This window comes from Miltoncostaea oceani (assembly GCF_018141545.1).
Lineage (GTDB): Bacteria > Actinomycetota > Thermoleophilia > Miltoncostaeales > Miltoncostaeaceae > Miltoncostaea > Miltoncostaea oceani.
The window spans coordinates 744,375-761,499 of the sequence record NZ_CP064356.1; the positions used below are offsets into that span (position 1 = coordinate 744,375).

The window sequence follows — 17,125 nt, forward strand, 5'->3', positions numbered from 1 at the left end:
CCGCCGCTACCCTCCCCGGGGAGTGTTCCCCGGCATCTTCCCCCGCCCCCTGCGCATCGTCGCGGTCCTCGTCGCCCTCGCGGCCGTCGGCGGCGGGCTGTGGCTGTGGGACCAGGCGGGGACCAGCACCCCCGTCTCCACCGAGGACGCCCTCCGCGACTTCCGGGCGGCCGGCGCCGGGGACGGCGTCCCCGCCACCCCCGGCATCCCGCGGCCCGGCGTCTACACCTACGCCCAGAGCGGCTCCGAGCGCGGCGGGGCGGGGCCGGTCGGCATCACCCGCGGCCTCCCCCCGCAGGCGCGCTACGTCGTCACCCTCGTCGAGGGGGGCTACCGCGAGGAGCTCGACATCAGCCGCGAGCACATCGAGGCGACCCGCCTGCGCGTCGGCCCGCGCGTCACCCGCGAGGTGTCGCGCCGCACCGAGGTCACCTTCATCGGCGTCGGACGCGACGACCGCCGCGACCTCGAGCCCCCGCCCGTGCGGCTGCAGCGCCCCCTCACCGTCGGGCGCACCTGGTCGTCCTCGTACCGCGCGGGGACGCTCCCGGTGACGACCCGCTCCGAGGTCGTCCGGGCCGAGGTCGTCGAGATCGCCGGGCGCCGGTACGCCACACGCGTCATCCGCACCGTCGGCGACACCGGGGGCACCCACCCCGGCCGCCGCACCGACCTGATCTGGTGGTCGCCGTCGCTCGCGCTGCCCCTGCGCTGGCACATCGACATGGAGATCCGCGGCCCCGTCACGTTGCGCACGCGGGCGCGGCTCGACCTCGAAGACGTCGCGCCGCGCGTCTAGGATCCCCCGGTGGGGACCCTGTGGAGCGCCCGGCCGGGGCGTGCTAGGTTTCCCGAGCCGTTCGCCGGCATTTCGTCCTGTCGCGCTCGAAAAAAGGCCCACGTGCCCACGATCAATCAGCTGGTCCGCAAGGGCCGCAGCCCCAAGGTCAGTCGCAACTCGACGCCCGCCCTGCGCGGCGCGCCGCAGAAGCGCGGCGTCTGCACCCGCGTCTACACGACCACCCCGAAGAAGCCGAACTCGGCTCTCCGCAAGGTGGCCCGTGTGCGCCTCACCAACGGCATGGAGATCTCCTCCTACATCCCCGGTGAGGGTCACAACCTCCAGGAGCACTCGGTGGTCCTGGTCCGCGGCGGACGCGTCCGTGACCTCCCGGGCGTGCGGTACAAGGTGATCCGCGCGGCCCTCGACGCGGCCGGTGTGGCCGACCGTCGCAAGGGCCGGTCCAAGTACGGCGCGAAGACGCCCAAGTAATGCCGCGCAGAGCAGTCATCACACGTCGTCCGCTCGACCCGGACCCCGTCTACAACAGCGCCCTCGTCACGCAGCTCGTGAACAAGGTGCTGAAGGACGGCAAGAAGTCGACCTCCGAGGGTGTCGTCTACGGGGCGCTCGAGCGCATCCGCGACCGCACCGGCCGCGACCCCGTCGCGGTCATGGAGGAGGCGGTCCGCAACGTCACCCCGGCCCTCGAGGTCAAGTCCCGCCGTGTCGGCGGTGCGACCTACCAGGTGCCGATCGAGGTGGCGCCGCGGCGCGGCCGCACCCTCGCGATCCGCTGGCTGGTGCGCTTCGCCCGCGAGCGGCGCGAGAAGCAGATGAGCGAGCGGCTCGCGAACGAGCTCCTCGACGCGCTGGGCTCGCAGGGGGGCGCCTTCAAGCGGAAGGACGACCTCTACCGCATGGCCCAGGCGAACAAGGCGTTCGCGCACTACCGCTGGTAGACCCACCCCCGCCCCCGCGGCGGGGGTCAGTAATCACAGGTATTCCCGCGAGCGGCCGGCCGACGGCCGCCGCGGCGACTTGGACGAGGTGAGGGCGTGACGACGACGGCGAAGAAGGTCTCCCTCGAGCGGACCCGGAACATCGGGATCATGGCGCACATCGACGCCGGGAAGACCACCACCACGGAGCGCATCCTCTACTACACGGGGCGTACGCACCGGATCGGCGAGGTGCACGACGGCGCGGCCACGATGGACTGGATGGCGCAGGAGCAGGAGCGCGGCATCACCATCACGAGCGCCGCGACCACGTGCTTCTGGCGCGACCACCGCATCAACATCATCGACACGCCGGGCCACGTGGACTTCACCATCGAGGTGGAGCGCAGCCTCCGCGTGCTCGACGGCGCCGTCGCGGTGTTCGACTCCGTCGCCGGCGTCGAGCCGCAGAGCGAGACCGTCTGGCGCCAGGCGGACCGCTACGGCGTGCCCCGGATCGCCTACGTCAACAAGATGGACCGCCTCGGCGCCGACTTCGGCAAGGCCGTGGCCACCATGGTCGACCGGCTCGGCGCGAACGCCATCCCGATCCAGCTCCCGATCGGCGCCGAGGGCGACTTCGGCGGCATCATCGACCTGATCGGCATGAAGGCGATCGTCTACAAGGACGACCTCGGCACCGACTTCGAGATCGAGGACATCCCGGCCGACATGGCCGACGAGGCCGAGATGGCCCGTGAGACGCTGATCGCCGCCCTCGCCGACCACGACGACGAGCTCGCCGAGGCCTACCTCGACGGCAAGGAGATCGAGAAGGACCGCCTGGTCCAGGCGATCCGCACCGCCGTGCTCGCCATCGCGATCACCCCGGTGCTCTGCGGCTCCTCCTTCAAGAACAAGGGCGTCCAGCCGCTGCTCGACGCGGTCGTGGACCTCCTCCCGTCGCCGCTCGACGTGCAGCCCGCCACCGGCACCATCCCCGGCACCGACGAGGAGGTCGTCCGCGAGGCCGACCCCAACGGGCCGTTCTCGGCGCTGGCGTTCAAGGTCATGAGCGACCCCTACGTGGGCCGCCTCACCTACCTGCGCGTCTACTCCGGTTCGATGGCCAGCGGCACCGGCATCATCAACGCGACGAAGGACCGCAAGGAGCGCGTCGGCCGTCTGCTGATGATGCACGCGAACCACCGCGAGGACGTCGACTCGGTCTCGGCCGGCGACATCGTCGCCGCCGTCGGCCTGAAGTCGACGACCACCGGCGACACGCTCACCGACACGGCGGACCCGGTGATCCTGGAGCGCATGACGTTCCCGGAGCCGGTCATCCACCTCGCGATCGAGCCGAAGACCAAGCAGGACCAGGAGAAGCTGACGACCGCGCTGCAGCGGCTGTCGGACGAGGACCCGACGTTCCGCATGCGCACCGACGAGGAGACCGGCCAGACGGTCATCTCCGGCATGGGCGAGCTGCACCTCGAGATCATCGTGGACCGCCTGATGCGCGAGTTCAGCGTGGACGCCAACGTCGGCAACCCGCAGGTCGCGTACCGCGAGACCATCCGCAAGGAGGTCAAGAAGGTCGAGGGCCGCTTCGTCCGCCAGACCGGTGGCCGCGGCCAGTTCGGCCACGTCTACATCGACGTCGAGCCCAACGAGCAGGGCAAGGGCTACGAGTTCGAGAGCAAGATCGTCGGTGGCTCCATCCCGAAGGAGTACGTCCCCGCGGTGGACCAGGGCATCCGCGAGGCGCTGGAGGGCGGCGTCGTCGCCGGCTTCCCGATGGTGGACGTCAAGGTGCGGCTCGTGGACGGTTCGTACCACGAGGTGGACTCGTCCGAGATCGCCTTCAAGATCGCCGGCTCCATGGCGCTGAAGGAGGCCGTGAAGCGTGCCTCCCCGGCGCTGCTCGAGCCGATCATGCAGGTCGAGGTCGTCGTGCCGAAGGACTTCGTCGGCACCGTCGTCGGCGACCTGACGTCGCGTCGTGGCCGCATCGGCGGCATGGAGTCCCGCGGGGCGACGACCGAGGTCGTCAACGCGCAGGTGCCGCTGTCGCAGATGTTCGGGTACGCGACGTCGGTGCGCTCCGCCACCCAGGGCCGCGCCACGTTCACCATGCAGTTCCACGCGTACGCCGAGGTCCCGAACTCCATCGCCGAGGAGATCAAGGCCAAGGTCGGGCGCTAGCCCGCCGCCCCCCGGGGCGGCGCACGCGGATCGACGGGGGCCCGGCGGCGAGGATCGCGCCGGGCCCCCCGTCGTTCAGTCGATCGGGGTAGTCGGTCCCGACGTCGGGGTGGTCGGGGCGGGCTCGTCCTGGCGGGTGCAGTCGACGCCCTCGCGGCGGGCGTACCCGTCCCACCGCGCCTCCCACCGGTCGAACCCGCGGAACGGCGCCTGGACGGCGAGCTTGCCGAGCAGGCGCACGTGGTAGCAGTGGTAGCCCTTGTCGGCCACGTGGGTGCGCCACCTGAAGCCGGGCGTCAGCAGGCCGTAGATGCTCCACGTGCCGGTGTCGTGCAGCGGCAGGTACCGCTGCAGGCTCGCCTCGCCCCGTGACGCGAGCGCCGCGGCGAACCGGCCGGCGGTGACCGCGCCCGGCGCCCGGGGACGGCGCCGCTGCTCCCGGGGACCGGTGCGGAGGGGCTCCGGTCGCGAGGTCAGCAGGGGCGCGGTGCCGTGCAGGTTCAGCAGGGTCACCATGAAGCCGTTGAGCGCCGCGCCCCGCCAGCGGTTGCCGCCGGGGTAGGCCCGCTCGACGTACCAGGGGCGCTTCGCCGGGCCGAGGGCCACGTCGCTCAGCACGCCCCCCGCGTCGACCGGCACCGCGAAGGCGCCGAGGGCCCCGACGGCGGCGTCGGAGAAGCGCGCCTCGCCGGTGCGGTGGTAGGCGCGGGCCATGAGCTGGGCGATCCGGCCCTGCGCCATCCCCGACGCGCCCGGCTGGATGACCCCCGGCTGGTCGGGGACGTCGTAGTACTCCCACACGAGGAAGTCGCGGCCGCCGCCGGAGTGGGGGACCCCGAAGGGCAGCAGCGCCGCCGCCAGGTCGACGGGGCCGACGTCGTCGTTGAGGTCCTGCCAGCGGCCGGCGGTGGCGACCGGGTTCAGCGCGAAGCCGCGGCGCCCCCAGTAGGTGTGCAGCACGCCCGCGGGGTCGCGGACGATGGCGCGGCGGTCGGGGGCCCCGCGCCGTGCGTACCACCACGCGTTCACGCGCAGGGTCCGCGAGATCGTGGCCTTGCGGGCCGGGGGCGTGTCGGGGCGGGCGGCGAACTGGGCGAGGCGGAGCACGTAGTCGATGTCGCGCGCCGTCTGGGAGCCGGGCCGGGCGTAGATCAACGACGTGTAGAGCTGGAACTCGGCCGCGGCGTCGTCGGCGGGGAGCTGCCCGGGGGCGATCGTGAACCCGGGCCGCGCGGCGGCGGCCGGGCCCGCGACGGCGAGGCACAGGAGCATCATCGCGCCGAGCCGGAAGACGGGGTGCCGGTGGGCGACCCGGGCGGCCTGGGCGGCGGTCGGCCGCCGGCCGAGCGCGAAGAAGCGCCCCGTCAGCCAGCCGAAGCGGCGGACGTAGGCGGCGACCACCTCCGCCTGCTCGTCGCCCGACACCGGCGTCGCGCCGACGCGCTCGACGTGGCGTCCGCGGATCAGCTCGCCCCACCCGGCGGCGTCGAGGTTCAGCGCCCAGTCCGTCCGGCCGCGGGGGGCGACGAGGTAGCGCCCGCCTCCGCGGCGCAGCACCATCACCGGCGTGGTGCGCAGACGTCCGCTCCGCCGGCCGTGGACGCGCAGCATCCGCAGCGCCGGGATCGGCAGCCCGAGGCGGCCGACCAGCAGGGCGACGACGCCGTTGAGCATCTGGGCGGGGACCCCCGCGCCGCGACGCGCGCGGATCACGCGAGCCTCGCGGCCATGTGCTCCGCGGGGTGCAGGGCGGGGCGCCCGGTGGTGCGGCGGATCTGCTCGCGGCAGGACGTCCCGGCGGCGACCGCGAGGTCGGCGCCGCGCACGGCCGGCGCGAGGCGGTCCTCCGCGATCCGGCGCGACAGGTCCGGGTGGGCGTGCCCGAACGTGCCCGCCATCCCGCAGCAGCCGGCGCCCGAGTCGCGGCCGCCGGCGCCGGGGACGCCGGCGAGCGCGGCGGCGCCCTCCCGGCCCCCTCCCAGCGCGCGCGTGTGGCAGTGCTCGTGTACGACGACGTCCTCTCCGGCGGGGCGCAGCGGCGGCCCGCCGAGGTCGGCGACGGCACGCTCGAACGTGACCGCCGCATCGGCCACCCACCGGGCCCGGGGGTCGCCGGGCACCAGGCGGGGGAGATCGTCGACAAGCATGGACCAGCAGGACGGTTCGAGCACGACGATCGGTCGCCCCGCGATCGCGTGGGGGGCGAGGCGCGCGAGGGCGCCCCGCGCACGCGCCCGCGCGGCGCCGACGAGGCCCTGCGACAGGAGCGGCCGCCCGCAGCAGCCCGGGTCGACGACGCGCACCCGGGCGCCGCTCGCGCCGAGCACCCGCAGGGCGGCCTCCCCGATGCCGGGGTCGAGGTACCGGGTGAACGTGTCGGCCATCAGCGCCACCTCGGGGGCGCCGTCGGCGACGTCCACGGCCGGCGAGGGGCGCCAGGCGCGGACGGGCAGCGGGGGGCGGAACCTGAGCACCCGACCGGCGAGCGGCGCCGTGCGGCGGGCGAGCCACGGGGCGCGGGCACCGAGGGCGAGGAGGTCGTGGGCGTGACCGGCCAGCCGCGCCGCGAGCGGGGTGCCGAGGGCGCGGTGGCGGTGGGCGAGGGCCTCGACCTTCATCCGCGCCATGTCCACCTGGGCGGGGCACTCGGAGGCGCAGGCCTTGCAGCCGAGGCAGAGGTCGAGGGCGTCATGCAGGCCCTCATCGGCGAGACCGCCCGCGAGTCGACCCTCGAGCGCGGCGCGGAACAGCACGGCGCGGCCCCGGGTGGCGTGGCGCTCGTCGCCGAGGGCCTGGTAGCTCGGGCACATGGCCCCGGCCGACCCCCGGCAGGCGCCGTTGCCGTTGCAGGCCTCGGCGGCGCGGGCCAGGCCGCCCGCGTCACCGAACGACACGGCGGTGCGCCGGGCCCGGCGCGGGGGCGATGCCACGAGCCGCAGGCCCTCGTCGAGGCGGTCGGGGTCGACGAGGACCCCGGGGTTGAGGATCCGGCCCGGGTCGAGCCGGTCCTTCAGCTCGGCGAACGCGGCGATCGTCCCCGGCGGGAACATGCGGGGCAGCAGCTCGCTGCGGGCGCGCCCGTCCCCGTGCTCGCCCGACAGGGAGCCGCCGAGCGCGACGACGAGGTCGGCGGTCTCCTCCGCGATCCGGCGCAGCGACGCGACGGCGCCGGGGAGGCGCAGGTCCATCCGCGGCCGGATGTGCAGGCACCCGACGCTGGCGTGGCCGTACCAGGCGGCGTCGAGGCCCTCGCGCCCGAGGATCGCGCGGACGCCGCGCGCCAGTTCGGGGAGGCGCGCCGGCGGCACCGCGGGGTCCTCGATGAAGGCCAGGGGCCGCGGGTCGCCCGGCGCGGTCGTCGCGACCCGCAGGGCGCGACCGATCCCCGCCCGCCGGACGGCCCAGACGCGCTCCTGGGCGGCGGAGTCGAGCAGGACCTGCGCACCGCGCGTCGCCCGCACCCGGTCGCGCACCTCGCCCGGTTCGCCGCTGAACTCGACGATCAGCTCCGCCGCGGCGCCGGCGTCGAGGGCGGCGGCGCCCATCAGCTCGACCGCCGACGGCCCGCGCTCCAGCGCGGCGAGGGTCGCCTCGATGGCGGCGTCCACCGACGGCAGGGACAGCACCGCCAGGCCGCGGGCCGCGGGCCGCTCCACCAGGCGGAGCTCCGCCCAGCGCGTCACCGCCAGCGTCCCCTCCGACCCGCACACGACGCGGGGCCAGTCGGGGTCGTCGCCGGACAGGGCCTCGAGGGCGTACCCCGACACGCGGCGCAGGAGGTCCGGTGGGCGGGCCGCGGCGCCCAGGTGGCGCGCGCCCGCGAGGGCCGGCGGGGCGGGGTCGCCCCGCCGCAGGGTCGCGCGGGTGCCGTCGGCGAGCGTCACCCCGAGGGCGAGGACGTGGTCGGCGGTGAGCCCGTGGACGATCGAGCGCGCGCCCGCCGAGTTGTTCGCGATCATCCCCCCGAGCGTGGCCCGGCTGGACGACGCGACGTCCGGCCCGAAGGCCAGCCCGTGGACCGCCGCCGCGGCGTTCAGGCGGTCGAGCACCACCCCCGGCCCGACGCGCGCGACCCGCCGGTCCGCGTCGATCTCGATCGCGTCGAGCGCGGAGCAGTCGACCAGCAGCCCGCGGCCCACGGCCTGACCGGCGAGGCTCGTCCCGCCGGCCCGCACCGTGAGGGGGACGCCGTGGGCCGCGCAGGCCGTCACGGCGGCGTCCAGGTCCTCCTCGTGGAGGGCCCGCAGCGTGGCCGCCGGGAGGCGCCGGTAGAGGCTGGCGTCGCACGCGTACAGCTCCCGTGACGCGCGGTCGTCGTGCACCGCGCCCCGGGCCGTCCCGCGCAGATCGGCGACCATTCCCGACGCGTCCACGAGGGGATGCTACGGTCTCCGAGGCCGCGCGAGATCACCACCAGTCGCGCGGCGTGACCGCCTTGCGGGCCGGGGGCCTTTTGCTAATCTACCCCGGCTCTGCGGAGCGCCCGGTTTCTCGCGCGCGGCCCTCGGGCCGCGCGTTCTGCGCCGGGGGGATATTTGGACAGGGAACGCGGCCCATCCGAGCGGTCGCGACGCCGAGTGCCCAGAGGGAGCGATCGATGGCGAAAGAGAAGTTCGACAGGTCGAAGCCGCACGTGAACGTGGGCACCATCGGCCACGTCGATCACGGCAAGACGACCCTGACGGCCGCCATCACCAAGGTCCTGGCCGAGAAGGGCGGCGGTGTCGCGGTCGCCTTCGACGCGATCGACAAGGCACCGGAGGAGCGGGAGCGCGGCATCACCATCGCCACCGCTCACGTCGAGTACGAGACCGAGAACCGGCACTACGCCCACGTGGACTGCCCGGGGCACGCCGACTACATCAAGAACATGATCACCGGCGCGGCGCAGATGGACGGGGCGATCCTCGTCGTGTCCGCCGCCGACGGCCCCATGCCGCAGACGCGTGAGCACATCCTGCTCGCCCGCCAGGTCGGCGTGCCGTCGATCGTCGTGTTCCTCAACAAGGCCGACATGGTCGACGACGAGGAGCTGCTCGAGCTCGTCGAGCTCGAGGTCCGGGAGCTGCTGTCGCTCTACGAGTTCCCCGGCGACGACATCCCGATCATCAAGGGCTCCGCCCTGAACGCCCTGAACGGCGACGCCGCGGCGGCCGAGGACATCCTCGCGCTGATGCAGGCGGTCGACGACTACATCCCGCTCCCCGAGCGCGACGTGGACAAGGCGTTCCTGATGCCCGTCGAGGACGTCTTCACCATCACCGGCCGCGGCACCGTCGCGACCGGTCGCGTCGAGCGCGGCATCATCAAGGTGGGCGAGACGGTCGAGGTCGTCGGGATGACCCCCGAGACCACGAGCACCGTCGTCACCGGCGTCGAGATGTTCCGCAAGCTGCTCGACGAGGGGCGCGCCGGCGACAACATCGGCGCACTGCTCCGCGGCGTGAAGCGCGAGGACATCCAGCGCGGCCAGGTGCTCGCGGCGCCGAAGTCGATCACGCCGCACACCAAGTTCAAGGCGCAGGTGTACGTGCTCTCCAAGGACGAGGGCGGCCGTCACACGCCGTTCTTCACGAACTACCGCCCGCAGTTCTACTTCCGCACGACGGACGTGACCGGCGTGGTGAACCTGCAGGAGGGCGTGGAGATGGTCATGCCCGGCGACAACGCCACCATGGACGTCGAGCTGATCCAGCCGATCGCCATGGAGGAGGGCCTCCGCTTCGCCATCCGCGAGGGTGGCCGCACCGTCGGCGCCGGAGTCGTCGAGAGCATCACCGAATAAGCACGTAGGACCCCGACCCCGCCGTCTCCCCCCGGAGGCGGCGGGGTTTTCTTTCCCCACGAACAAGGCGCCGCTCGAGTGCAGCAGAACAAGATCAGGATCCGCCTCAAGGCCTACGATCACGAGCTGATCGACAAGAGCGCGGCTTCGATCGTCGAGACGGCGCAGCGCAGCGGAGCGACGATCTCCGGGCCGGTGCCGCTCCCGACGGAGCGCAACGTCTACTGCGTGATCCGTGGGCCGTTCAAGGACAAGGACTCGCGGGAGCACTTCGAGATCCGCACGCACAAGCGTCTCATCGACATCTACTCGCCCACGCCCAAGACGGTCGACTCGCTCATGCGGCTCGACCTGCCCGCCGGCGTCGACATCGAGATCAAGGCGTAACCGTGCCCGCGATCATCGGACGCAAGGTCGGCATGACCCAGATCTTCGGCGAGGACGGCGCACGCGTGCCGCTCACCGTGATCGAGGCCGGCCCCTGCCACGTCACCCAGGTCAAGACGCCCGAGACCGACGGCTACGACGCCGTCCAGCTCGGCTTCGGCGCGGGCAAGCCCAAGCACCTCACCAAGGGGCAGCTCGGGCACCTCAAGAAGGCGAGCGCCCCGCCGCTGCGCCACCTCCACGAGTTCTCCCCCGAGGAGCTCGGCGGCGAGGTGGCCGTGGGCGACGTCGTGACGGTGGCGACCTTCGAGCCCGGCCAGATGGTCCGCGTGACCGGGACCTCCAAGGGCAAGGGCTACGCCGGCACCATCAAGCGCCACAACTTCAAGCGCGGGCCGAAGAGCCACGGTTCCCACAACATCCGCCAGCCCGGGTCGATCGGCGCCGCCGCGTATCCGGCGCGCGTCTTCAAGGGCATCCGGATGAGCGGGCACATGGGCTCCGAGACCGTCACCCAGCGTGGCCTCCAGGTGGTCGACTGCGATCCGGAGCGGAACCTGCTCCTGGTGCGCGGCGCCGTCCCCGGGGGCGTCAACGGCATCGTGATCGTGAGGCCCGAGTAGTGACCCCGGTCCCCGTACTGGACGCCGCCGGCCTCGCGGCCGGCGTCGCCGCGCTCGCGCCCTCCGTGGCCGAGACGCCCATCAAGCAGCACCTCATCCACGAGACGGTCATCGCCGAGCTCGCGGCCCGCCGCGCCGGCACGCACTCGACGCTGACGCGCGGCAAGGTCCGCGGCGGTGGCGCGAAGCCGTGGCGCCAGAAGGGCACCGGCCGCGCCCGTCAGGGCTCGAGCCGCGCGCCGCACTGGACCGGCGGTGGCATCGTCTTCGGCCCGTCGCCGCGCTCGTACGGCGGCAAGGTGAACCGCAAGGTCCGCCAGCAGGCGTTCCGCGCGGCGATCCGCGCCCAGGTCGACCGCGGCTCCGCGGCCGTCATGGACGCGACCGGCTGGGAGACCCCCTCCACCCGCGCCGCGGTCGAGTACCTGCGCCAGGCCCCCGACGGCCTGCAGGTGCGCCCGCTGCTCGTGGTCGTGCAGGACCTCGACTCGGTCGAGGCCCGCGCGTTCCGCAACATCCAGGGCGTCTACGTCCTCGCCGGGATCGAGCTCGAGACGGTCGACATCGTCGCCGCTCGGGGCATCCTGGTCGAGCGCGCCGCCTGGGAGCGCCTGGTCGGCGAGCCCGTCGAGGTCGAGGCCGTCTCGCCCGCCCCGACGGCCAAGCCCGCCGCGAAGAAGACGGCGCCGGTCGCGCCGGCCAACACCGTCGCCCCCGCCGAGGCCCCGAAGCCGAAGCGCTCGCGGTCGAAGAAGGCCGCCGCCGCCGACGAGGCGCCGGCCGCCGAGGCCGAGGTCGAGGAGACCACCGCGGAGGCGCCGGAGGCCGAGGCCGCCGAGACCGTCGAGGCCGACGTCGCGGAGGCCCCCGAGGCCACCGCCGACGAGGCACCCGCCGAGGACGCGCCCGCCGAGGACGCCGACGCGACCGACGAGGAGAAGAGCTCGTGAGCTCCCTGCGTCAGGACATCCGCAAGGTCATCGTGCGGCCCGTCATCTCGGAGAAGAGCTTCCAGCTCGTGCAGGCCCACAACCAGTACACGTTCCGCGTGCTGGACGGGGCGCACAAGACCGAGATCCGGCAGGCGATCGAGGACCTCTTCGACGTCACCGTGACCGACGTCCGCACGTCGGCCGTCAAGAGCAAGCCCAAGCGGCGCGGCGCCTCGCGCGGCCGCCGCCCGGGCTGGAAGAAGGCCATCGTCGAGCTCCGGCCCGGCGACACCATCGAGCTTTTCGAGGGGGCATAAGCCGTGGGCATCCGCAAGTACAAGCCCACCTCGCCGAGCCGCCGGTTCATGACCGGGTCGGACTTCGAGGAGGTCACATCGACCACACCCGAGAAGTCGCTGCTCGACAAGATCAGCAAGACAGGTGGTCGCAACAACAACGGCCGGGTCACCAGCCGGCACATCGGCGGCGGGCACAAGCGCCGGTACCGCATCATCGACTTCAAGCGGCGCAAGGACGAGGTCCCCGCCCGCGTGGCGACGATCGAGTACGACCCCAACCGGTCGGCCCGCATCGCGCTGCTCCACTACGCCGACGGCGAGAAGCGCTACATCCTGGCGCCGCTCCGCCTGCGCGTCGGCGACACCGTCATGAGCGGCCCGAAGGCCGACATCAAGCCGGGCAACTCGCTCGCGCTGCGTGACATCCCGACGGGTACCACCGTCCACAACATCGAGCTCCAGATCGGTCGCGGCGGGCAGCTCTGCCGCTCGGCCGGCACCGGCGCACAGCTCATGGCGAAGGACGGCGACTACGCCACCCTCCGACTGCCGTCGAGCGAGATGCGCCTCGTGCACCTGGACTGCCGCGCCACGGTCGGCCAGATCGGCAACGTGTCGCACGAGAACGTCACCATCGGCAAGGCCGGCCGCAGTCGCTGGAAGGGCAAGCGCCCCAAGGTGCGTGGCTCCGCCATGAACCCGGTGGACCACCCGCACGGCGGTGGTGAGGGCAAGAGCAACTCCGGTCGCCACCCGGTGACCCCGTGGGGCAAGCCGACCAACGGCTACCGCACGCGCAAGAAGGGCAAGCCGAGCAGCAAGTACATCGTCCGCGGCCGCAAGCGCGGCAAGCACACCGAGGGGCGCTAGAGCACATGGGTCGAAGCGCGAAGAAGGGACCGTTCGTCGACGAGCGCCTCATGAAGAGGATCGAGGAGATGAACACGGCCAACGAGAAGCGGATCGTCCGCACCTGGTCGCGTTCGTCCACGGTCTTCCCGGAGATGGTCGGTCACACGATCGCCATCCACGACGGGCGCAAGCACGTGCCCGTGTTCGTGAGTGAGAGCATGGTCGGCCACAAGCTGGGCGAATTCGCCCCGACCCGGACCTATCGGGGCCACGCCGGCTCCGACCGGACCTCGACGATGCGCCGATGAGCACCGACGCCGCCGCCCCCGCCGTGGTCCAGGCCACGGCCCGCTACGTGCGGACCTCCGCCCGCAAGGGCCGCCTCGTGGCGGACCTCGTGCGCGGCAAGTCCGTCGCGGACGCGCAGGCGATCCTCGCCTACAGCACCCGTGCCGCGGCCGTGCCGCTGCGCAAGGTCCTGCAGTCGGCCGTCGCCAACGCGGACCACAACCACGGCCTCGACGTCCGCGAGCTGCGCCTCGTGAAGGTGACCGTCGACGAGGGCCCGACGATCAAGCGCTTCCGTCCGCGCGCCCAGGGGCGTGCGACGCCGATCATGAAGCGCACGTGCCACATCACCATCGGCCTCGCCGAGACGGGACGCTAGACAATGGGTCAGAAGATCAACCCCACCGGGTTCCGCCTGGGCGTCCTGAACGGGTGGCGCTCCAACTGGTTCTCCGAGCGCGACTTCGCGAAGTACCTGGACGAGGACCGGGTGGTGCGCAACCACATCACCCGCAAGCTCAGCCACGCCGGGCTGTCCTCGATCCACCTCAAGAAGGACCAGACGAAGCTCACCGTCGACATCTTCACGGCCCGCCCGGGCATCGTGATCGGCAAGAGCGGGTCCGAGGTGGACGCCCTGCGCCGCGAGCTGAACCGGCTCACCGGCAAGCAGATCCAGGTGAACATCAACGAGATCAAGCGCCCCGAGCTCGACGCGAAGCTGGTCGCCCAGTCGATCGCCGAGCAGCTCGAGAACCGGGTGAGCTTCCGCCGCGCCATGAAGCGCGCGCTGACCTCCGCCATGCGCTCCGGCGCACAGGGCGTGAAGGTGCAGTGCGGCGGGCGCCTGGGCGGCACCGAGATGTCCCGGTCCGAGCACTACTCGGACGGGCGCGTCCCCCTGCACACGCTGCGCGCGGACATCGACTACGGCTTCCACGAGGCCAAGACGACGTTCGGCCGCATCGGCGTGAAGGTGTGGATCAACAAGGGCGAGGTCCTGCCCGAGGGCGTCACCGACAGCCGCGGCCGCACGGACATGGAGGCGGCTCCGCCTCCGCGCCGTCCGCGTCGCGACCGTCGCCCCGGTGGCGGCGGTGGCGGTGGCGGCGGGGATCGTCGTGGCGGCGGCGGCGACCGCTCGTCGCAGGGCTCGGGCTCCGGGGAGGGCAGCTGACGTGTTGATGCCGAAGCGCACCAAGCACCGCAAGGAGCACCGCGGCCGCCGCCGCGGGCTCTCGAAGGGCAACCACGTCATCCACTTCGGCGAGTACGGCCTCAAGGCCCTCGAGCCGGCCGCGATCACGAACCGCCAGATCGAGGCGGCCCGTATCGCCATGACCCGCCGCATCAAGCGTGGCGGCAAGGTCTGGATCAACATCTTCCCCCAGAAGCCCTTCACCAAGAAGCCCGCCGAGACCCGCATGGGTTCCGGCAAGGGCTCCCCGGAGGGCTGGGTCGCCGTCGTCAAGCCGGGCCGCATCATGTTCGAGCTCGCCGGCGTCCCGGAGCCGCTCGCGCGTGAGGCCATGCAGCTCGCCGCGACCAAGCTCCCGATCCGTTGCAAGTTCGTGACCCGTGAGGACGGCTAGACCATGAAGGCCAAGGAGATCAGGGACCTGTCGGACGCGGAGCTCGCCCGCACCCTCGGCGAGGCTCGCGAGGCGCACTTCAACCTGCGCTTCCAGCACGCGTCCGGGGCGCTCGAGCGGACGTCCGAGCTGTCGTCCCGCCGACGGGAGATCGCCCGCATCCTCACCATCGCGCACGAGAGGGAGCAGCAGTCATGAGCCCGGCGACGAAGACGCCGCAGGAGTCGGTCGCCGCACGCAAGACGCGTACGGGCTACGTCGTCTCCTCCGCGCGCGACAAGACCATCACCGTCCGGCTCGAGACCTCGCGCGCCCACCCGGTCTATGGCAAGACCGTGCGCCGGTCGACGAAGCTGCACGCCCACGACGAGCGCAACGAGGCGAACACCGGGGACCTGGTCCGCGTGATCGAGTGCCGCCCGCTGTCCCGCCAGAAGCGCTGGCGCCTGGTCGAGATCATCGAGAAGGCCCGCTAGTGGTCCAGGTCGAGACACGACTCCGCGTCGCCGACAACACCGGCGCCCGCGAGATCCTCTGCATCCGCATCATGGGCGGCTCCCGCCGGCGCTCGGCGTCCGTGGGCGACATCATCGTCGGGACGGTCAAGCAGGCCGTTCCGAACGGCGCGATCAAGAAGGGCGACGTCGTGCGCGCGGTCATCGTGCGCACCAAGAAGGAGCACGGCCGCAACGACGGCACCTTCATCGCCTTCGACGAGAACGCCGCCGTCATCATCGACAACGCCCAGAACCCCCGTGGCACCCGCATCTTCGGCCCGGTGGCGCGCGAGCTGCGCGAGAAGAACTTCATGAAGATCATCAGTCTCGCCCCGGAGGTCCTGTAGGCATGCCGGCCCGTATCCGCAAGGGCGACCGCGTCGTGCTGCTCTCCGGCAAGGACAAGGGCAAGTCGGGGATCGTGCTCGAGGTCCGTCCCAAGGAGGAGCGCGTCCTCATCGAGGGCGTCAACATCATGAAGCGGCACACCAAGCCGCGTCCGCCGAACGAGGCGGGCGGCGTCATCGAGCGGCCCGCACCCGTGCACCTCTCGAACGTCGCGCTGATCGACCCGAAGGACAACCGCCCCACCCGGGTGCGCATCCAGGAGATCGACGGCGCGCGCGTCCGCGTGTCCGCGCGTTCCGGGGAGAAGCTCGACTGATGGCCGACGAGACGCAGACCGAGGAGGCCACCGTGGCCACCGACTCCGCCCTCAGCCGGGCGCGCCTGAAGTCCACGTACGAGGACGAGATCCGACCCAAGCTCCAGGAGGAGTTCGGGTACCGCTCGTCCATGCAGCACCCGCGCCTCGAGAAGATCACGCTCAGCATGGGCGTGGGCGAGGCGAAGACCAACAGCAAGGCGCTCGACGAGGCCCTGGAGCAGATGGCGATCATCGCCGGCCAGCGCCCCTCCGTCACCCGCGCCCGCAAGTCCATCGCCCAGTTCAAGCTGCGCGAGGGCATGGCGATCGGCTGCAAGGTCACCCTCCGCGGCAACCGCATGTGGGAGTTCCTCGACCGGCTCACGTCGGTCGCCCTCCCGCGGATCCGCGACTTCCGCGGCATCAACCCGGACGGGTTCGACGGCCGCGGCAACTACAACCTGGGCCTGCGCGAGCAGACGATCTTCCCGGAGATCGACTACGACAACGTCGACGCCGTCCGCGGCCTCAACGTGACGATCACGACCACGGCGGTCACCGACGAGGAGGGGCGGGCACTCCTGCGCCACCTCGGGATGCCGTTCCGCGCCGAGGGTTACTCTGCCGAGGAGCGGGCCGCCCGCCGCCGGCGCAAGCAGAAGAAGTTCGGCCGCGGCCGGCGTTAGAGGAGACACGTGGCAAAGACCAGTCTGCGGGTGAAGGCCTCCCGCCCCACGAAGTACCCGACCCAGCAGTACACGCGCTGCCACAGCTGCGGCCGCCCGCGCGCGGTCTTCCGCAAGTTCGGGCTGTGCCGCATCTGCCTGCGCGAGTCGGCCCACGCCGGCGTGATCCCCGGCATGACCAAGAGCAGTTGGTGACCCGCCGATGATGACCGACCCGATCGCGGACATGCTCACCCGCATCCGCAACGCGAACACCGCCCTCCACGACGCCGTGGAGATGCCCGGCAGCACCCTCAAGGCCGAGGTGGCCAAGGTGCTGAAGGAGCAGGGCTACATCACCGACTACGAGCTGCGCGAGGCCCGCGTCGGCACCGAGCTCGTGGTCAAGCTCAAGTACAGCCGCGACCGCCGCCGCGTCATCAGCGGCATCACGCGGGTGTCCAAGCCCGGACGGCGTGTCTACGTCGACCGCACCTCCATCCCCCGCATCCTGGGTGGCATGGGCGTCGCGGTCCTGTCGACCTCGCAGGGCGTCATCACCGGGCACGAGGCCCGTCGCCGAGGCATCGGCGGCGAAGTCATCTGCTCGGTCTGGTGAGGGAGGAGGG

General features: G+C 72.5%; 23 protein-coding genes. 21 read left to right on the plus strand and 2 right to left on the minus strand.

Annotated elements, in window-relative coordinates; genetic code table 11:
* Nucleotides 1–22 precede the first annotated feature (22 nt).
* From IU369_RS03660 to fusA, 4 genes are all read left to right on the plus strand, one after another.
* Nucleotides 23–799, plus strand: a complete 777-nt coding sequence (locus IU369_RS03660) for a hypothetical protein (protein ID WP_217923215.1) — start codon at nt 23–25, stop codon at nt 797–799.
* A gap of 102 nt (nt 800–901) precedes the next feature.
* Nucleotides 902–1,273 (plus strand): 30S ribosomal protein S12, encoded by a 372-nt coding sequence (rpsL, locus tag IU369_RS03665; protein WP_217923216.1) that lies wholly within the window; start codon nt 902–904, stop codon nt 1,271–1,273.
* Nucleotides 1,273–1,743 (plus strand): 30S ribosomal protein S7, encoded by a 471-nt coding sequence (gene rpsG / locus IU369_RS03670; RefSeq protein WP_217923217.1) that lies wholly within the window; start codon nt 1,273–1,275, stop codon nt 1,741–1,743. Before rpsL ends, rpsG begins: the two co-directional genes overlap by 1 nt.
* A 96-nt stretch (nt 1,744–1,839) precedes the next feature.
* A complete protein-coding gene (fusA, locus tag IU369_RS03675) occupies nt 1,840–3,930 on the plus strand; it encodes an elongation factor G (protein WP_281426206.1) in 2,091 nt (696 codons plus the stop codon).
* 75 nt (nt 3,931–4,005) lie between these two features.
* On the opposite strand, the gene IU369_RS03680 is transcribed toward fusA, so the two are convergent.
* Nucleotides 4,006–5,643, minus strand: coding sequence for a nitroreductase family deazaflavin-dependent oxidoreductase (locus tag IU369_RS03680; protein ID WP_217923218.1), 1,638 nt, complete (start codon nt 5,641–5,643; stop codon nt 4,006–4,008).
* Nucleotides 5,640–8,303, minus strand: coding sequence for an FAD-binding and (Fe-S)-binding domain-containing protein (locus IU369_RS03685; protein ID WP_217923219.1), 2,664 nt, complete (start codon nt 8,301–8,303; stop codon nt 5,640–5,642). Before IU369_RS03685 ends, IU369_RS03680 begins: the two co-directional genes overlap by 4 nt.
* 224 nt (nt 8,304–8,527) lie before the next feature.
* Between IU369_RS03685 and tuf the strand changes: the two genes are divergently transcribed.
* The 17 genes from tuf to rpsH all read left to right on the plus strand — a co-directional run bounded on the left by tuf (nt 8,528) and on the right by rpsH (nt 17,115).
* The gene (gene tuf / locus IU369_RS03690) at nt 8,528–9,715 is read left to right on the plus strand and encodes an elongation factor Tu (protein ID WP_217923220.1); all 1,188 of its coding nucleotides are present in this window, start codon (nt 8,528–8,530) and stop codon (nt 9,713–9,715) included.
* A 78-nt stretch (nt 9,716–9,793) separates the two neighbouring features.
* Complete coding sequence (rpsJ, locus tag IU369_RS03695; protein WP_217913728.1) at nt 9,794–10,102, plus strand: 30S ribosomal protein S10; 309 nt, start codon at nt 9,794–9,796, stop codon at nt 10,100–10,102.
* A 2-nt stretch (nt 10,103–10,104) separates the two neighbouring features.
* The gene (gene rplC, locus IU369_RS03700) at nt 10,105–10,725 is read left to right on the plus strand and encodes a 50S ribosomal protein L3 (RefSeq protein ID WP_217923221.1); all 621 of its coding nucleotides are present in this window, start codon (nt 10,105–10,107) and stop codon (nt 10,723–10,725) included.
* Complete coding sequence (gene rplD, locus IU369_RS03705; RefSeq protein WP_217923222.1) at nt 10,725–11,675, plus strand: 50S ribosomal protein L4; 951 nt, start codon at nt 10,725–10,727, stop codon at nt 11,673–11,675. Before rplC ends, rplD begins: the two co-directional genes overlap by 1 nt.
* Nucleotides 11,672–11,974, plus strand: coding sequence for a 50S ribosomal protein L23 (gene rplW / locus IU369_RS03710; RefSeq protein WP_217923223.1), 303 nt, complete (start codon nt 11,672–11,674; stop codon nt 11,972–11,974). Before rplD ends, rplW begins: the two co-directional genes overlap by 4 nt.
* Before the next feature lie 3 nt (nt 11,975–11,977).
* On the plus strand, nt 11,978–12,826 hold the full coding sequence (rplB, locus tag IU369_RS03715; RefSeq protein WP_217923224.1) for a 50S ribosomal protein L2: 849 nt from the start codon (nt 11,978–11,980) through the stop codon (nt 12,824–12,826).
* A gap of 5 nt (nt 12,827–12,831) precedes the next feature.
* Nucleotides 12,832–13,116 carry a 30S ribosomal protein S19 gene (gene rpsS / locus IU369_RS03720; RefSeq protein WP_217923225.1) on the plus strand — a complete coding sequence of 95 codons (285 nt, stop codon included), beginning with the start codon at nt 12,832–12,834 and terminating at the stop codon, nt 13,114–13,116.
* Complete coding sequence (rplV, locus tag IU369_RS03725; protein WP_217923226.1) at nt 13,113–13,475, plus strand: 50S ribosomal protein L22; 363 nt, start codon at nt 13,113–13,115, stop codon at nt 13,473–13,475. Before rpsS ends, rplV begins: the two co-directional genes overlap by 4 nt.
* 3 nt (nt 13,476–13,478) lie before the next feature.
* Nucleotides 13,479–14,273, plus strand: coding sequence for a 30S ribosomal protein S3 (rpsC, locus tag IU369_RS03730; protein ID WP_217923227.1), 795 nt, complete (start codon nt 13,479–13,481; stop codon nt 14,271–14,273).
* Between the two features lies 1 nt (nt 14,274).
* The gene (gene rplP / locus IU369_RS03735) at nt 14,275–14,688 is read left to right on the plus strand and encodes a 50S ribosomal protein L16 (protein ID WP_217923228.1); all 414 of its coding nucleotides are present in this window, start codon (nt 14,275–14,277) and stop codon (nt 14,686–14,688) included.
* A gap of 3 nt (nt 14,689–14,691) precedes the next feature.
* Nucleotides 14,692–14,886 carry a 50S ribosomal protein L29 gene (gene rpmC / locus IU369_RS03740; RefSeq protein ID WP_217923229.1) on the plus strand — a complete coding sequence of 65 codons (195 nt, stop codon included), beginning with the start codon at nt 14,692–14,694 and terminating at the stop codon, nt 14,884–14,886.
* Nucleotides 14,883–15,164: a 30S ribosomal protein S17 gene (gene rpsQ, locus IU369_RS03745; RefSeq protein WP_217923230.1), complete on the plus strand. Its 282-nt coding sequence runs from the start codon at nt 14,883–14,885 to the stop codon at nt 15,162–15,164. Before rpmC ends, rpsQ begins: the two co-directional genes overlap by 4 nt.
* Nucleotides 15,164–15,532: a 50S ribosomal protein L14 gene (gene rplN, locus IU369_RS03750; protein WP_217923231.1), complete on the plus strand. Its 369-nt coding sequence runs from the start codon at nt 15,164–15,166 to the stop codon at nt 15,530–15,532. Before rpsQ ends, rplN begins: the two co-directional genes overlap by 1 nt.
* A gap of 2 nt (nt 15,533–15,534) precedes the next feature.
* A complete protein-coding gene (gene rplX / locus IU369_RS03755; protein ID WP_217923232.1) occupies nt 15,535–15,849 on the plus strand; it encodes a 50S ribosomal protein L24 in 315 nt (104 codons plus the stop codon).
* On the plus strand, nt 15,849–16,517 hold the full coding sequence (gene rplE, locus IU369_RS03760) for a 50S ribosomal protein L5 (RefSeq protein ID WP_217923233.1): 669 nt from the start codon (nt 15,849–15,851) through the stop codon (nt 16,515–16,517). Before rplX ends, rplE begins: the two co-directional genes overlap by 1 nt.
* A gap of 9 nt (nt 16,518–16,526) precedes the next feature.
* The gene (locus IU369_RS03765) at nt 16,527–16,712 is read left to right on the plus strand and encodes a type Z 30S ribosomal protein S14 (RefSeq protein WP_217923234.1); all 186 of its coding nucleotides are present in this window, start codon (nt 16,527–16,529) and stop codon (nt 16,710–16,712) included.
* A 10-nt stretch (nt 16,713–16,722) separates the two neighbouring features.
* On the plus strand, nt 16,723–17,115 hold the full coding sequence (gene rpsH / locus IU369_RS03770; RefSeq protein WP_343233195.1) for a 30S ribosomal protein S8: 393 nt from the start codon (nt 16,723–16,725) through the stop codon (nt 17,113–17,115).
* The last annotated feature ends 10 nt before the right edge of the window (nt 17,116–17,125 follow it).

What these genes read in the sequence shown, in the direction of transcription:
- rpsG (WP_217923217.1), top strand. Translation starts at nt 1,273, where the DNA reads ATGCCGCGCAGAGCAGTCATCACACGTCGTCCGCTCGACCCGGACCCC.
- tuf (WP_217923220.1), top strand. Translation starts at nt 8,528, where the DNA reads ATGGCGAAAGAGAAGTTCGACAGGTCGAAGCCGCACGTGAACGTGGGC.
- rpsS (WP_217923225.1), top strand. Translation starts at nt 12,832, where the DNA reads ATGGGTCGAAGCGCGAAGAAGGGACCGTTCGTCGACGAGCGCCTCATG.
- rplV (WP_217923226.1), top strand. Translation starts at nt 13,113, where the DNA reads ATGAGCACCGACGCCGCCGCCCCCGCCGTGGTCCAGGCCACGGCCCGC.
- rpsC (WP_217923227.1), top strand. Translation starts at nt 13,479, where the DNA reads ATGGGTCAGAAGATCAACCCCACCGGGTTCCGCCTGGGCGTCCTGAAC.
- rpmC (WP_217923229.1), top strand. Translation starts at nt 14,692, where the DNA reads ATGAAGGCCAAGGAGATCAGGGACCTGTCGGACGCGGAGCTCGCCCGC.
- rpsQ (WP_217923230.1), top strand. Translation starts at nt 14,883, where the DNA reads ATGAGCCCGGCGACGAAGACGCCGCAGGAGTCGGTCGCCGCACGCAAG.
- rplX (WP_217923232.1), top strand. Translation starts at nt 15,535, where the DNA reads ATGCCGGCCCGTATCCGCAAGGGCGACCGCGTCGTGCTGCTCTCCGGC.
- rplE (WP_217923233.1), top strand. Translation starts at nt 15,849, where the DNA reads ATGGCCGACGAGACGCAGACCGAGGAGGCCACCGTGGCCACCGACTCC.
- rpsH (WP_343233195.1), top strand. Translation starts at nt 16,723, where the DNA reads ATGACCGACCCGATCGCGGACATGCTCACCCGCATCCGCAACGCGAAC.